The sequence below is a fragment of the Sphingomonas sp. SUN039 genome (genome assembly GCF_024758725.1).
GTDB lineage: Bacteria > Pseudomonadota > Alphaproteobacteria > Sphingomonadales > Sphingomonadaceae > Sphingomonas_O.
Genome location: NZ_CP096972.1, coordinates 2234688 through 2249314, shown reverse-complemented (window position 1 = coordinate 2249314; position 14627 = coordinate 2234688). Strand labels below are relative to the sequence as shown.

The following is a 14627-nucleotide window of genomic DNA, read 5'->3' as shown; positions in this document are numbered from 1 at the left end:
CTTAATTGCGAAGAGTGCCATGCCCGACCGTCATAACCGTCTCCTGATCCTCGGTTCCGGTCCCGCCGGCTATACCGCCGCCGTCTATGCGGCGCGGGCGAACCTGAAACCGGTACTGGTGACCGGCATGGAGCATGGCGGGCAGCTGACAACGACGACCGATGTCGACAACTGGCCGGCCGATGCCGACGGCGTGCAGGGCCCCGAACTGATGCAGCGGTTCGAGCGGCACGCCGCGCGCTTCGGTACCGAGTTCATCTGGGACCATATCCATACCGCGCACCTGAACGAGCGCCCGTTCCGGCTCGAGGGCGACGGCGGAACCTACACCTGCGACGCGCTCATCATTGCGACGGGGGCGTCGGCGCAATATCTCGGGCTGCCGAGCGAAGCCGCGTTCATGGGCAAGGGGGTGTCGGCCTGCGCGACCTGCGACGGGTTTTTCTACAAGGACAAGCCTGTGGCGGTGATCGGCGGTGGCAACACGGCGGTCGAGGAAGCGCTTTATCTGTCGAATATCGCGTCGAAGGTGACGGTCGTCCATCGCCGCGACAAGTTCCGCGGCGAGAAAATCCTCCACGACAAATTGTTCGACAAGGCGGCGGCAGGGAAGGTCGAGATTCGCTGGAACGCGACGCTCGACGAAGTGCTTGGCGACGAGCGCGGCGTGACGGGTATGCGCGTGAAGAGCGTGGACAGCGGCGCGACCGAGGACATCGACCTCCACGGCGTGTTCGTCGCGATCGGCCATAAGCCTAATACGTCGCTGTTCGACGGACAGCTCGAGATGGAAGGCGGCTATATCGTCACCCACGGCGGTCGCCACGGCAATGCAACCCAGACCAGCATCCCCGGTGTGTTCGCGGCGGGCGACGTGCAGGACCATATCTACCGACAGGCCGTGACGAGCGCGGCGACGGGCTGCCAGGCCGCGCTCGACGCCGAACGCTACCTCGACGGCATCGCCGAGGCCGTCGAAATGGCGGAAACCGCCAAATAGGCAGCGAGGCGACTGTCGGCGAGAAGGAATGGACCACGCATGATCCTCCACGATTTCCCCCTTTCCTCGGCGTGCTTTCGCGTTCGCATCGTGCTCAATCTCAAGGGATTGGCATATGAGAGGCGCAATTATGCGCTGCGCGACGGGGAACAGCGGGCGCCGGCGTATCTGAAACTCAATCCCGCCGGCTTCGTGCCCGCGCTCGAAGCGGACGGGATTGTGCTGGGACAGAGCCTCGCCATAATCGACTACCTCGACACCGTCGCGCCCGAACCGCGAATGATCCCCCCGGCACCGCTGGCGCGTGCGCGGGCGATGGAAATAGCGTTGACCATCGCGGCGGACATCCACCCGATCAACAACCTGCGCATTCTGAAGTATCTTCAGAACGAGCTGGGGCAGCCGCAGGAAGCCGTGGATAGCTGGTACCGCCACTGGATCGGGGCGGGTTTCACGACGCTCGAAAAGCTGCTGCCCGATACCGAATTCGCCGGCGGCGAGGTGCCGAATATCGTCGATGCGTGCCTTGTGCCGCAAATGTACAATGCGCGGCGTTTCAAGACCGATCTGACGCCGTTCCCGAAAGTGACCGCGATGGCGGACCGGGCAGCGGCGCTGGCGGCCTTCAAGGACGCGGCACCGCCTGTCGCCTGACATATCGGCGGCTTGCCAACCCGCCGTAATTGGTCGAACCCGTCGTCAAGGTCGATGCGCCGAACGCATCGCTGGGGGAGAGTGGCATGGTCCATGTTCTGGGCGGATGGCAGAGCGATTATGCCAGCAACTGGAACCGCCAGGGCATGGAACTGGCCGATGCATTTGCCGAGGTCGTCCGCAACGGTCTGGACGCGGTCGGGCTTGACGCGTCGGACATCGACGTCGGGCACGTCGGCAATTTCGCCGGTGAATTATTCGCGGGGCAGGGGATGCTCGGCGGCTTTTTCGGGCTGGTGGACCCGGCGTTCGACGGCCTGCCGACCTCGCGGCACGAAGCCGCTTGTGCTTCGGGCAGCGTTGCCGTGCTGGCGGCGATGGCCGACATCGAGGCAGGGCGGTACGATCTTGCCTGTGTCGTCGGTATCGAGCTGATGCGGAATGTGTCCGGCGCGGTCGCGGCGCAGCATCTGGGTGCAGCGGCCTGGGCAGGGCACGAATACCTCGATGCGACCTATGTCTGGCCGCGCGCCTTCTCCGACTTGGCCGACGAATACGACCGTCGCTACGGCTTGTCCTACGACCATTTGATGGCAATCTCGCGCAACAATTTCGCCAACGCCAAGCTCAATCCCAACGCCCAGACGCGCAGTTACCAATTCGTGCCCGAGGCTTTCACACCATCTGACGAACATAACCCGATTATCGAGGGACGCACGCGCAAGATGGATTGCGGGCAAGTGAGCGACGGTGCCGCCGTGGTGTTTCTGGCTTCGGCGAAACGGGCCGCCAGTTATGCGCGTCAGCGCGGGATTCCGTTCGAGACGATCCCGCAGATCACCGGCTGGGGTCATCGCTCGGCCCCGATTTCCTATGCCTCGAAAATCCGGGCGAGCTCGAACGAACCCTATGTCTTTCCGCAGGTCCACCGCGCCGCCGCCGAGGCGCGCGCGCGTGCGGGAGTGGCGGACGTGACGCAAATCGACGTGTTCGAGGTGCACGACTGCTTTGCGATGACCGAATATATGGCGATCGACCATCTCGGGATCACGACACCCGGCGAGGCCTGGAAAGCGGTCGAGAGCGGTTCGATCGGGATCGGCGGGGCCAATCCGGTCAATCCATCGGGGGGGCTGATCGGCATGGGGCATCCGGTCGGCGCAACCGGCGTGCGCATGCTGCTCGACGGCTACAAGCAGGTAACAGGCACGGCGGGCGATTATCAGGTCGAAGGGGCGCGACGTTTGCAAACGCTCAACATCGGCGGATCGACGACGACGACCGTCAGCTTCATCGTGGAGAAGATCGCAGCATGAGCATCGCACAACTTCTGCTGGCCAACGCGGCTGTCCTGGTCGCGGCTTTCGTCCTGCTTTGGCTGATCTGCCTCGGCCTGCGCGATGTAACGCCGGTGGACAGTTTCTGGGCGTTCGGCATGGTCGTCGTGGCGGGCGGCACGTTTGTGATGGCCGACGGCAATGCCGAACGAAAGCTACTGCTGCTCGTGCTGTGCGCGCTATGGGGCGTCCGGCTCGGCGGGTATTTGCTGTGGCGATGGCGGCATCACGGGACCGACCGGCGCTATGTCGCGCTTCTCGAGAAGGCGCAGCGCAATCGCGGATGGGGGTTCGGCACGGCTTCGCTGCTGCTGGTCTTTGCGACGCAAGCGCCGCTGCTGTTTCTGGTGTGCCTGCCGGTCCAGCTCGGCCAGCTTGATGCGGCCCCGCCTTTGGGGCTGCTCGGCTATGGCGGTGCGGCCCTAGCTGTATTCGGGATCGTCTTCGAGGCGCTCGCCGATTACCAGCTGGTCCGTTTCAAGCGCGACCCGGCGAATGCGGGGCAAGTGATGGACGGTGGCCTGTGGCGCTACACGCGGCATCCCAATCATTTCGGCGATGCTTGCGCGTGGTGGGGCATGTATCTTGTCGCGGCCGAGACGGCGACGGGGCGCTGGGCGATCATCGGGCCGCTGTTCCTGACCTGGACATTGATGAAATGGTCGGGCGCGCCCACCGTCGAGGGCAGCATGAAAAAGCGGAAACCGGACTATGCGGCCTATGTCCGGCGCACCTCGGCTTTCTTCCCCTGGCCGCCCGCAAAGGGATGAGGCACGCGGTCAAGAATCCGGATGCGCGTTGCTGCCCGTCCTTCTAGGATGCCCGTGTTTGGGAGATGCGTTGTGGATGTGGAACTGCTCGAACCCGTAGTATCGTCGCTCAGGCCGACCAATCATCCCTATCTGACCGGGCCGTGGACGCCGTTGCTGAGCGAGGCGACGGCCATCGACCTAGATGTGATCGAGGGGCGTATCCCCGACGACATCGACGGCATCTATATCCGCAACACCGAAAACCAGGTGCACCAGCCGCTGGGCAATTATCACCCGTTCGACGGCGACGGGATGGTGCATGCGATCAGTTTCCGGAATGGCAAGGCCGATTACCGTAACCGCTTCGTGCGGACGCGCGGCTTTGCAGCGGAACAGGAAGCGGGCCAGTCGCTGTGGGGCGGCCTGATGGACCCTGCGGGGACATCGTTGCGCCCGGGCTTCGGGGCGCATGGCGCGCTGAAAGATTCATCGAGCACCGATGTCGTCGTCCACGCGGGCAAGATCGTCTCGACGTTCTACCAGTGTGGTGAGGCCTATCTGCTCGACCCTGAAACGCTCGAGCAGGAGGGGATCGCTGGCTGGGCACCGATCGACGGTGTCTCGGCGCATCCCAAGGTCGATGAAGCGACCGGGGAAATGATGTTCTTCAACTACAGCGTCCACGCGCCCTATATGCATTACGGGGTCGTGGACCGGACCGGCAAGCTCGCGCATTATGTGCCAGTACCCTTGCCGGGGCCGCGCCTGCCGCACGACATGGCGTTCAGCAAAAGCTATTCGATCCTGAACGACTTGCCGCTGTTCTGGGACGCGGAATTGCTCAAGCGCAACATTCACGCCTCGCGCTTTCACCGCGACCTGAAGTCGCGTTTCGCGGTCATCCCGCGTTACGGCCGGACCGAGGACATCCGCTGGTTCGAGGCCGACCCGACCTATGTCCTGCACTGGCTCAACGCCTATGAAGAGGGCGACGAGATCGTCCTCGACGGCTATTTCCAGGAAAACCCGATGCCCCGGCCGCTCGAGGATGCGCCGGAAGGCATGAGCCATATGATGGCTTTCCTCGACGAGCACAGTTTCCGCCCCAAGCTCCACCGCTGGCGCTTCGACCTGAAGACCGGCAATACGACCGAGCGTCATCTCGACGACCGCATCCTCGAATTCGGGATGTTCAACCAGCGTTATGCCGGGCTCCCTTATCGCTACGCCTATAGTACGACGACCAAACCGGGCTGGTTCCTGTTTAACGGGTTCGTCAAACACGACCTCGCAACCGGGGAGTCATGGGACCTGAAATTGCCCGACGGCGTATTCGCCAGCGAAGCACCGTTCGTGCCGCGCATCGGCGCGGTCGACGAGGACGACGGCTATCTCGTCAGCTTTCTGATCGACGAGAACCGGCAGACATCCGAATGCATCCTGATCGACTGCAAGGACTTTGCGGCGGGACCGGTCGTCCGCATCGCCCTGCCGCACAAGATTTGCAGCGGGACGCATACGACCTGGGCCGACCGCCGGTTTGTGCAGGACGGGCATCTGCCGCGGGATTAGGGTGCGCTTCCCCGATCCCGCGTAACCGAAGGCGACTCTAGAACTTCACCTCCGCCGCCATTGTGATGCTGCGACCCCGCGGATCGGCGACACGCGGCTCCCAGGACGATCCCGAACCGAAATTGCTGTCATAGGTGATCGCGAACGGCGGGTCGGTGTTGAATATATTCTTGACGCCGAAAGTGAGCGTCAGCTGCTTCTGGATACGGACCGCCGCCGACAGGTTGTAGATGATATAAGGCTTAACGCGCGGGTTGTAGTCGGGCCGCACCACCGTGCCCGCCGCGATGCCGGGCAGCGCCTGGTTGGTATAGCCGTCGCGATAGATTTGCGAGACGCTGAACGTCGCCGTGTCGTTCGCCCAGGTGATGAAGGCATTGTGCTTCCACTTGAGCGCAAGATCGCCGGTATAGGTGAACACCCCGATCAGGCTCGGCCCGAACGCTGTGTTGGCGAGGAAGCGTTCGCGCCGCTTGAGCATATACGTACCGTCGAGGCCCGCGCTAAGCACACCGCCGAATGCCTCGACGCCGCCACGCAGGCTGACTTCGAGCCCCTGCGTCCGCCGCGACCCGATATTGTCGTTCCGCAGATCGAGCGCAGTGATAATCCCGCCGGTGCGGAAAATGCGGTTGGGAAACAACGCCTGATTAGCGAGCAGCTGCTGGATAGTCAGCGCTCCGATGACGTTATCGACATCGATCGACCAGAAATCGAACGATGCGCTGAAGCGGCGCGCGGGCTGGAACACGACGCCGAGCGAGAATTGCTTCGAGGTTTCCGGACCGAGGTTCAGATTGCCGCCGGTGGCAGTGTCCGGCGTGATCGCGGCGCAGCCGGCCACGGCGGGATTGGGGCCGGCCAGGCTGCACGTCGTCGGATCGATCAAAGTGTTGCCAGGATTGGGCGACACGGTCACCGGATTGAAGATCTGGTTGAACGACGGCACGCGGAATCCGGTATTGTACGAGCCGCGGAACATCAGCCAGTTGACCGGCTGGAACTTGCCCGAAATCTTCGGATTGAAGGTGCCGCCGAAACCCGTGTAGTTATCGTAGCGTCCGGCGACGGTAATCTCGAGCGGTTCGAACACCGGGATCAGCAATTCCCCGTAAACCGCTTTGACATCGCGCGAGACGGGCGCGAGGGCACGGTCGTTGTCGTCGGCTACGTTGAAAATTTCGGGCTGTGTCAGGGCAAACGACGCCGAGCCGTTGAAGCTGTAGCGTTCGCGGCGATAATCGGCCCCGATGGCCAGTTTCACCTCGCCGCCCGGCAGGTCGAACAGCCCGCCTGTAACCGCGGCATCGGCCTGATACACTTCGTAGCGTCCACCGTAGAGCGTGGTTCCCTTTGCCGAGATCGAATTCAGCGCAGCCAGCGCGGCGGGCGTCTGCGTCACCGAAAACGGGTTGAGAATGCCGCTGTTAAGCAGGCCGACGATGCCCGGCGCGGTCGCCCCCGGTGCGGTCGGCGCGCGGGTATCGAGACCGCCCGATACGGCCCCGGCTATGCCCGATTGCTGCGCGCGCAACGTGGAGGAGAAGATGCCGCGATAATGATAGCCGTCGCCGAGCAGCGAGGAGGACTCGCTCTTCGCATAGGAACCACCGGCGCGGTAATCCCAGCCCTCGAACAGCGGCCCTTCGGCACCGAGGGCCACGCGGAACGTGTCGGTCGTGGTCTTGTACTCGCGGTTGCCGCACGCGATGCAGCGCCAGCGATAGGCGATGGGACGCCCGTAATTGCCGACCGCGTCGACGATGCGGTCGCCGACCGCGCCTATGGTCGGAAATACGGCTGCAAGACGGTCGTAGACGTCATTGTAGGTGGCTGCCGTCGTCGCATTCAAAGGATAATATAGCGGCGTCGTCGTCGCGTTGCCCGAATATTGGTTGTTCGAGAAAATCTTTGCCGATTTGGCATTCGACCCGGTGATTTCGGCAAACAGTTCGTGACTGCCCGCGCGCACCGTCGCGCGGCCGTAATATGTCAGCGTGTTGATCGGTTGTTGCAGCACGACCGCACGTCCCGTGTCCCACGCGCAGGCAAGGCGCGCATTGGGGTTGGCCCAGAGTTGCTCGTCATAGGCCATGCCGCCGTCCATCGAAGAACAGCCTGCACCGCCCGGCAAATCGAGAAAGTTGATGCCGGCGCTTGCTGCCGCATTTGTCGTGCCCGGCTCAACAAGGGTGGCTCCCGTCAGCAGCGACCCCTGCGGCGCGAACAGCGCGTTGACGCCGTTGGGGAAGATCGTCGCAATCGGCGTGCCGCGCGTGTCGATCGACAAGCCACGGTTGGGCTGGTTGCCGTTCACGAAGCTGCGCTGCGACCCTTGCAGGATTTCGTTCACGGTACGCCCCACGGTCGCCATGATGTTGAACCCCTGCGTCGCGAGGTCGCCATAGCCTGCGGTTGCCGACAGGCGGTAAATGTTGCCACCGCCGCCCGTCGTGGCGTCGGTCGACCCGTTGAGCGTCAGCCCCTGAAAGTTCTTCTTGGTGATGAAATTCATCACGCCGCCGATGGCGTCGGTGCCATAGATCGCTGACGCGCCATCTTTCAGGATCTCGATGCGCTCGATAGCAGCAAACGGGATCTGGTTCACATCGACCGCCGACCCTTGCAGCCCATGGGCGGCCACGCGACGCCCGTTCAGCAGGACAAGCGTCGCCGCCGCGCCCTGTCCACGCAAGTTTGCCGACGACAGGCCATTGGTACCGCGCTGCGCGCCGCCGACGACGTCTGCGTTCGACGCGAGGTTGTCTGGCCCGTTCCCGTTGGTGCTGAGCAGCGAGACCAGCTGTTCGGGGCTGTTGATCCCTTCGCGCGTCAGTTCCTCGTTCGAGATGATCGTCAGCGGCAGCGCGCTGTCGTTCGGGTTGCGCTTGATCAGCGAGCCGGTGACGACGATCTCGGCCTCCGCCGCCTCGGCGGCTGCGGCGAGCGATGGCAGAGCCCCGGCGAGCATCGTCGCGGAAACGAGAATGGCTTTGGTCAGTGCAGCGCGTCGCATGTCGATTTCCCCCGAACCGGCCGTTGCCGGACACCCCCGAGTAAATGACACATCGGTGGCAGTGCACCATAGTTACTTGTCGCCAGCCTATAACCATATGGCATTATCGCGAAGATTGGGTCCGCGACGTGGCGCGGATGCAACACTCGGACCCCGGAATTGCGGTCAGTTCGCCGCCGCGATCAGGTTCAGCACCGCATCGATGACGGGAATGGCGCGCTGCCCCTGCGGCACGTCATTGGCAAAAAACGCGAAAGTCAGTTCGCGTCCGCTCGCCGCTGTCATCCAGCCCGACAGCGCATTGGTCGCGTTGAGGCCGCCGGTCTTGGCAAATACCTTCCCCGCAAGCGGCGTGCCGGCGAAACGTCGCGCAATGGTGCCATCGACCCCGCCGACCGGCAGCGTAGCGCGGAATTTCACGCCCCAGGGCTGCGTCGCCGTCCAGCGCAGGAAGGCGATCATCGCGCGCGGGGCGACGCGGTTATAGGTCGACATGCCGGAGCCGTCGGAAAAGTCGTAGCCGGTGCGCGAGACGCCTGCACGAGCCAGCATTGCCTCGACCGCCTTGAGGCCGCCCGCGACCGATGCCTCGCCCCCGGCCGCGCCGACGCGGCGCAGCAGCAGTTCGGCGTGGAGATTCTGGCTGACCTTGTTGATGATGGTCAAATCATCGAACAAAGGCGGCGGGGTGAGCGTCTGCAGTTCGACCGCATCGGTCGGCTTCGGCTTGCTACTCGCTTCAGGTCGATAGGCTGTCCCCGTCACCCCTCCAACCTTCACGCCACGTGCTACGAGCAGGCGCTGGAAAATCTGTGCCGCGAAGAACGCAGGATCATCGATACCCGCGCGGAATGCCACGGATGCCGCGCCCACCGCGATCGTGCCGGTCAGACGGATGACATTCTCGAACGGTAACCGATCATACTCCAGTGCAGTCTCGCCAGCGGCAACCGTCAACGCGCGATTGTCGATACTGTAGTAGGGGCCACCGTTCAGGACGATTACTCCCCGCCGTGGTGGCACTGGCGTCGTGCCGTTTTCCGCGCCAAAGGTCACAATCGGTGCTGCCCCGACTGCACCCGGCGTGACCGTAAAAGGAACCTCGTTATTGTCGAGAGTGAGAGCGGAAACGGCAGTTCCCGATTCGGTCGGGATGTTGTTCCAGCTCATCCCGGCGCTCCAGCGCCGATCCACGAAAGCACTTGCATCGCCGCGAACGCTCCACACCGACTTCACTTTTGCCGCCACGGCATCGGCAAGTGTTGCGAGGCAATCAATCTGGCAGTCTGGCTTAGCAGACATTCGCGCATCGCCGCGCCCGGTCAGGACGACTTCTATTCCTTGAGCGGTCTTGTCGATACGTACACTTGTGCCACCGACGGTGTCGGGTTTGTCGATGTCAGTTAGAGTCGCCAGCGCGGCAGCGACCGTAAACATCTTGGTATTCGACGCCGGAATGAACCGGTCGGTCGGCGCAATCGCGACCAGTTCGCGTCCCCCGGCATCGGCGACGACCAGCCCGAAACGCGTCCCCGGCCCCATTTCCGCAAGCCGTGCCTCGACCTGTTGCTGGAGCGTCGTCGGCGCGGCGTGGAGCGGTGCAGCAACTAGCGCGAAGGCCGCAAATCCGTGCTTCATGCCGTCAGTCCCCCCAAAATCCCGACTGCGGCGGCATCAGCGTACCCCCGACATCGACAACGCCCCCCGCGCGATCCTCCGCCATCCACAATGGCCCGTCGAGATCGACGAAATCGGCATCGCGCGCAACATGCATCGCCGGGGCAATCGACAGCGACGACCCGACCATGCAGCCGCACATCAGCCCCATCCCGCGCGCGCGCGCCGCCGCCGCGAGATCGAGGGCCGTCGTCAGCCCGCCGGTCTTGTCGAGCTTGACGTTGATCCCCTGATAGCGCGCGGCAATGCGGTCGAGATCGCCGCCGACATGCACCGCTTCATCCGCGTAAATCGGGATCGCATAGTCGAACCCCTCCAGCCAGGCGTCGTCATCGGCGGGCACCGGCTGTTCGAGCAGCGCGACGCGCGCCTCGATCAGCACGTCCTGCATCGCTTCGAGCAGCGCGCGGTCCCAGCCCTCGTTGGGGTCGACGATCAGCATCGCCTCAGGTGCCGCCGCGCGGACGGCGCGGAGGCGCGCGGCGGGCTCATCGGCATCGAGCTTCACCTTGATCAGCGGCACATGCGCGATTGAGCGTGCCGCAGCCGCCATCGCCTCGGGCGAGTCGATGACGACCGTGTGCGCGCTGACGATGGGCTCCAGCGGCGGCCGCACGAGGCGCGTGGCGACACTGATGCCCAGTTGCTTCGCCTCCAGATCCCATAGCGCACAATCGACGGCGTTCCGCGCCGCGCCGGGTGGCAGCAGAGGCATCAGTTCTTCACGGTCCGCACCCGCCTCAAGGGCGGCACGCACGCTTTCGATGGCGGCCAGCACACCTTCGACGCTCTCGCCATAGCGCGGATAGGGTACGCTTTCGCCGCGCCCGGTCACGCCGTCGCCAGTCAGTTCGACGACCACGACTTCGGCAACGGTCCTCGCCCCGCGCGAAATGCGGAACGGGCGCGCGAGCGGCAGCGATTCGTGCCGCGCCGCCAATGTCCTCACGGCAGCGCCTCGAGCAACGCCTCGACCCCGAAGCGATGCGGATCGGTGCATGGCAGCGCGTGCGCGTCGCCGGTTTCGGCGCACAGCCGCCGCGCCGCGTCCTCGTCCATCGCCGAGGTGTTGAGCGCGATGCCGGTCATGACGACATCGGGACTGGTCAGTCGTGACATCTGCAGGTTGAGGGCGATGCAGTCGGCGAGCGGCGGCAGCGCGCGTCCGGGCAGGCCGCGCATATGATCGCGGACCGGGTCATGGCACATCACCAGTGCTTTGGCCTGCGCGCCATGGAGCACGCCGGCCGACACGCCCGCAAACGACGGATGGAACAGCGACCCCTGTCCCTCGATGACGTCCCAGCCGTCGTCGTCTCGCGCGGGAGACAGCATCTCGATGGCGCCCGAAATGAAATCGGCGACCACGGCATCGACGGGGATGCCCGCGCCCGCGATCAATATGCCGGTCTGGCCGGTCGCGCGGAAATCGGCGGCGATCCCGCGTGCGTGCAGGCCGCGGACCAGCGCCAAGGTCGTGTACATCTTGCCGGTCGAACAATCGGTGCCGACGGTCAGCAGCCGCTTTCCCGCGCGGGCATAGCCGGTGCCGACCACCAGATCGGCGGGCGGATCGCGCACATCGAACAGCGACAGGCCCTTTGCTTCGGCGAGCGCGGCCAGTTGCGGCACGTCGCGCAAGCGGTGGTGCAGCCCTGCCGCGACATTCATCCCCGCTTCGAGCGCCGCCGCCGCGTCGTCGAGCAAGCCCTCGCCGAATGTGCCCCCCGAATTGGCGATGCCGAGCACCAATGTTTTCGCGCCCGCCGCTGCCCCTTCGGCAATCGTCAGACGCGGCAGGTCGAGCGTCAGCGGGCAATCGTCATGGCGGAATTCGCCGACGCACGCATCGGGCCGGAAAACGGCGAGGCCGCGCGATGTCTTGATACCCATGAAGTCGCGGCTATGGCCGAGGTAGAGCAGATAGGGGGCAGGGATCATGCTGCTGCTGCTATCGCCGCGCGTGCTGCCCGCCCGCATAATGAATGGGCGGCGCGCTATAGCCGCTCGTTATGGCTGGGCTATCGTGGCGGCGAACGCTTTGAGGAAACTTGCCGCGAGGGCACCCGGCGGACGGGTGGCGAGATACATCGCCGTCACCTCGAACCCCATTGCCGGGTCGAGCGGTCGCCACGCCAGCCCCGGCGCCATCGCGGCCTGGGCGGTAAAGCTGTCGACGACCGTCAGCCCCGCACCGTGCCGTACCAGCGACGTCGCAATGTGGAAGGTCCGCGCCGACACCACATCGTCGAGCACGACGTTCGCGCGGTCGAGCTCACGCGCGAACATGCGCCCCAGCGGCCCGCTGGCGACCGGGCTGATGAATCGGTGTCCGGCCAGCGCCGCCAGCGGCAGGCGCGGCGGGGCATCGGGCATGTCCTGCTCGCGGTAGAGTGCCACGAGTTCGCCGCGTCCCAGCGGCGTGTGGGCCAGCGGCGCATTGGCCGGTGCCTCATAAGCAATGGCGATATCGGTTTCGCGCTCGAACAATTTCCGCAGCAGATCGTCGTGGTGCACCGTTTGCAGGTCGAAGCGGACATCGCCGTGCGTCGTCAGGAATTTGGCCACAGCTGCCGGCAGCGCATCGAGCGCCAGCGAGGGCAGCGCCGATATCCGTAGCGTCCCCTGCGTCCCGCGTCGCATGTTGCGGCTCGCCTCGCGCAGTGCCTGCACCCGGTCCTGGATGTCGGCGACGTCGCCGAACAGGATGTGCGCGTCCTCGGTCGGGATCAGGCGACCGGCGGCGCGACGGAACAGCGGAAAGCCGATCAAGGTCTCGGCATGGCGCAATGTCTTCGACACCGATGGTTGCGACACATTGAGCGCCCGCGCCGCCGCGCTGACAGATCCGTTCGAATAAACCGCGTGGAACACTTCGATATGGCGCAGGTTCATGGCTGGAAATTCCCCTGCTCCCGGTCGCTTTTGTCCGGCGGAGACCTGCCGATGTCGGAGAGTGTCTGTGGAGCGGGTGAAGGGAATCGAACCCTCGTCGTAAGCTTGGGAAGCTTCTGCTCTACCATTGAGCTACACCCGCAAGTGTCTGTAAACACTGCATTTATTCCGGTTTTTCGTCCGGCCTTCCAACGCGTTCCATGTTGGAATCCCAACGATCGCCCGTCAGTGGGGGAAACCGGCAAGTCGGTCAAGCGGGGTGTGGAACCGCTGCCGTCGCCATGGCGCACTTGCAATTGGTTACGGCCCGGTTTTGCACCATCAGGCACAATGCGACTGCAGGATGACCCCGTTATCGCCTGAAACTGCGATGCGCGCCGGATCGACCGCCAGCGCCTCCGCATCGGCTAGCGCATCGCCGCCAGCAACTCCTTGATCCGCACGAACCCGAAACCGATCGAGCTGTCGGCAATGCCGAAGGGCAGGAACAGATCGTCGCCCACGCGCATTGCGCCGCAGGTGTAGACGACGTTCGGGACATAGCCGTCGCGTTCCTGGTCGAGCGGTTCGAGGATCGGCTTCGACGTCCGCCCGATGACTTTAGACGGATCGTCCTTGTCGAGCAGCATCGCGCCGATGCTGTAGCGCCGCATCGCCCCGACGCCGTGGGTCAGGAGTAGCCAGCCCTCGTCGAGCTCGATCGGCGCGCCGCAATTGCCGATCTGGATATATTCCCACGCGTGCTGCGGACGCGCGAGCAGGGTGCCATCGTCCCAGTCGGTCAGGATGTTCGAGCTCAACAGGAACAGGTTCTCGCCGTCCTGCCGTCCGATCATCATGTAGCGCCCGCCGACCTTGCGCGGAAATAGTGCCATACCCTTGTTGCGTGCGGCATTGCCCGTCATCGGCACGAGGTCGAACTTGCGGAAATCGCGCGTCCGCATCAGTTCGGAACGGATCGAGCGCCCGTCATAGGCGGTATAGGTGCCGATCCATTCAGTCTTTCCCTGACCATTGGAGAACGGCGTGATCCTGAGGTCTTCGAGGCCGTTGCGCTGCGCTTCGGTCATCGGGAAAATGACGGTGCGCGACAGGTCGCTGTCGGCGTGCCGATAGACGGTCACCGGCGCGCCCGGCACCATCGGCTCGCCGCGCTTGATCGCCGAGACATCCGCAGCGGTCGCGATGCGCGGCGGGGAAGGGATCGAGACTTCGCGGTCGGGCGTGACGATGCCTTGCGTAAAGGCGATGGTGCTGATGTGCCCTTCGCCGACCGTCCGCAACGACATCGCAAAGCGCACCGCACCGCCGGTCAGCCCGGTCTGGTCCGGCGCGGCGACCACGCTGGGGTTCATGATCGCGGCGGCCGCATAGCTGTACTCGTGGCAGAAATAGGCACCGAGCAACTGCCGGCGTCGCGGCGTCACCGATGCGGTATTGATCGCGTCGCCGAATTGCTCGCACAGTTGCTCGTACCGGCGCTCGAACACTTTTTCGACCTGCCAGTGGCGCGCGTCGAAATCGCGATAAACGCGTTCGAGCGCGTCAGTCACCTCGTCGTGACTTAACGCCAGAACGTTCTCGACGAGGCGGAGCGCGCGGCTAGGTTCGGTCCCGCTTGCTTGCCATGCAAGGTGAAAAGGCCGGACAACGACGCGGCGAGGATCGGGCCGCAGTCGCAGCGGATGGATATCGACAATAGAAATAGGACTGCCCCTTAGTCC

General features: G+C 64.3%; 11 protein-coding genes and 1 tRNA gene. 5 read left to right on the top strand and 7 right to left on the bottom strand.

The genetic code is table 11. The features are described 5' to 3' along the window. Positions 1-19 precede the first annotated feature (19 nt). From trxB to M0209_RS10990, 5 genes are all read left to right on the top strand, one after another. A complete protein-coding gene (gene trxB, locus M0209_RS11010; protein ID WP_258888317.1) occupies positions 20-1000 on the top strand; it encodes a thioredoxin-disulfide reductase in 981 nt (326 codons plus the stop codon). 39 nt (positions 1001-1039) lie between these two features. After that, positions 1040-1654 carry a maleylacetoacetate isomerase gene (gene maiA / locus M0209_RS11005; protein ID WP_258888316.1) on the top strand — a complete coding sequence of 205 codons (615 nt, stop codon included), beginning with the start codon at positions 1040-1042 and terminating at the stop codon, positions 1652-1654. A 29-nt stretch (positions 1655-1683) separates the two neighbouring features. Beyond that, positions 1684-2970 (top strand): acetyl-CoA acetyltransferase, encoded by a 1287-nt coding sequence (locus M0209_RS11000; RefSeq protein ID WP_258888315.1) that lies wholly within the window; start codon positions 1684-1686, stop codon positions 2968-2970. Further along, positions 2967-3761, top strand: coding sequence for a DUF1295 domain-containing protein (locus M0209_RS10995; protein WP_258888314.1), 795 nt, complete (start codon positions 2967-2969; stop codon positions 3759-3761). Before M0209_RS11000 ends, M0209_RS10995 begins: the two co-directional genes overlap by 4 nt. A gap of 72 nt (positions 3762-3833) precedes the next feature. Then, entirely contained in the window at positions 3834-5315 is a 1482-nt protein-coding gene (locus M0209_RS10990) for a carotenoid oxygenase family protein (protein ID WP_258888313.1), read from the top strand. Between the two features lie 37 nt (positions 5316-5352). Here the strand turns inward: M0209_RS10990 and M0209_RS10985 are convergent, their stop codons facing one another. From M0209_RS10985 to M0209_RS10955, 7 genes are all read right to left on the bottom strand, one after another. Continuing rightward, positions 5353-8331: a TonB-dependent receptor domain-containing protein gene (locus M0209_RS10985; RefSeq protein WP_258888312.1), complete on the bottom strand. Its 2979-nt coding sequence runs from the start codon at positions 8329-8331 to the stop codon at positions 5353-5355. 165 nt (positions 8332-8496) lie between these two features. Next, positions 8497-9969, bottom strand: coding sequence for a D-alanyl-D-alanine carboxypeptidase/D-alanyl-D-alanine-endopeptidase (gene dacB, locus M0209_RS10980; RefSeq protein WP_258888311.1), 1473 nt, complete (start codon positions 9967-9969; stop codon positions 8497-8499). Positions 9970-9973: 4 nt separating this feature from the next. Beyond that, positions 9974-11008: an N-acetyl-D-Glu racemase DgcA gene (dgcA, locus tag M0209_RS10975; protein ID WP_258888310.1), complete on the bottom strand. Its 1035-nt coding sequence runs from the start codon at positions 11006-11008 to the stop codon at positions 9974-9976. After that, the gene (gene dgcN / locus M0209_RS10970; RefSeq protein WP_258888309.1) at positions 10954-11949 is read right to left on the bottom strand and encodes an N-acetyltransferase DgcN; all 996 of its coding nucleotides are present in this window, start codon (positions 11947-11949) and stop codon (positions 10954-10956) included. The genes dgcA and dgcN overlap by 55 nt, the downstream gene beginning before the upstream one ends. Before the next feature lie 69 nt (positions 11950-12018). Continuing rightward, on the bottom strand, positions 12019-12903 hold the full coding sequence (locus M0209_RS10965; RefSeq protein WP_258888308.1) for a LysR family transcriptional regulator: 885 nt from the start codon (positions 12901-12903) through the stop codon (positions 12019-12021). Between the two features lie 68 nt (positions 12904-12971). Next, a tRNA-Gly gene (locus M0209_RS10960) sits at positions 12972-13045 on the bottom strand. A gap of 265 nt (positions 13046-13310) precedes the next feature. After that, positions 13311-14603, bottom strand: a complete 1293-nt coding sequence (locus M0209_RS10955; RefSeq protein WP_258889623.1) for a glycoside hydrolase family 130 protein — start codon at positions 14601-14603, stop codon at positions 13311-13313. Positions 14604-14627 lie beyond the last annotated feature (24 nt).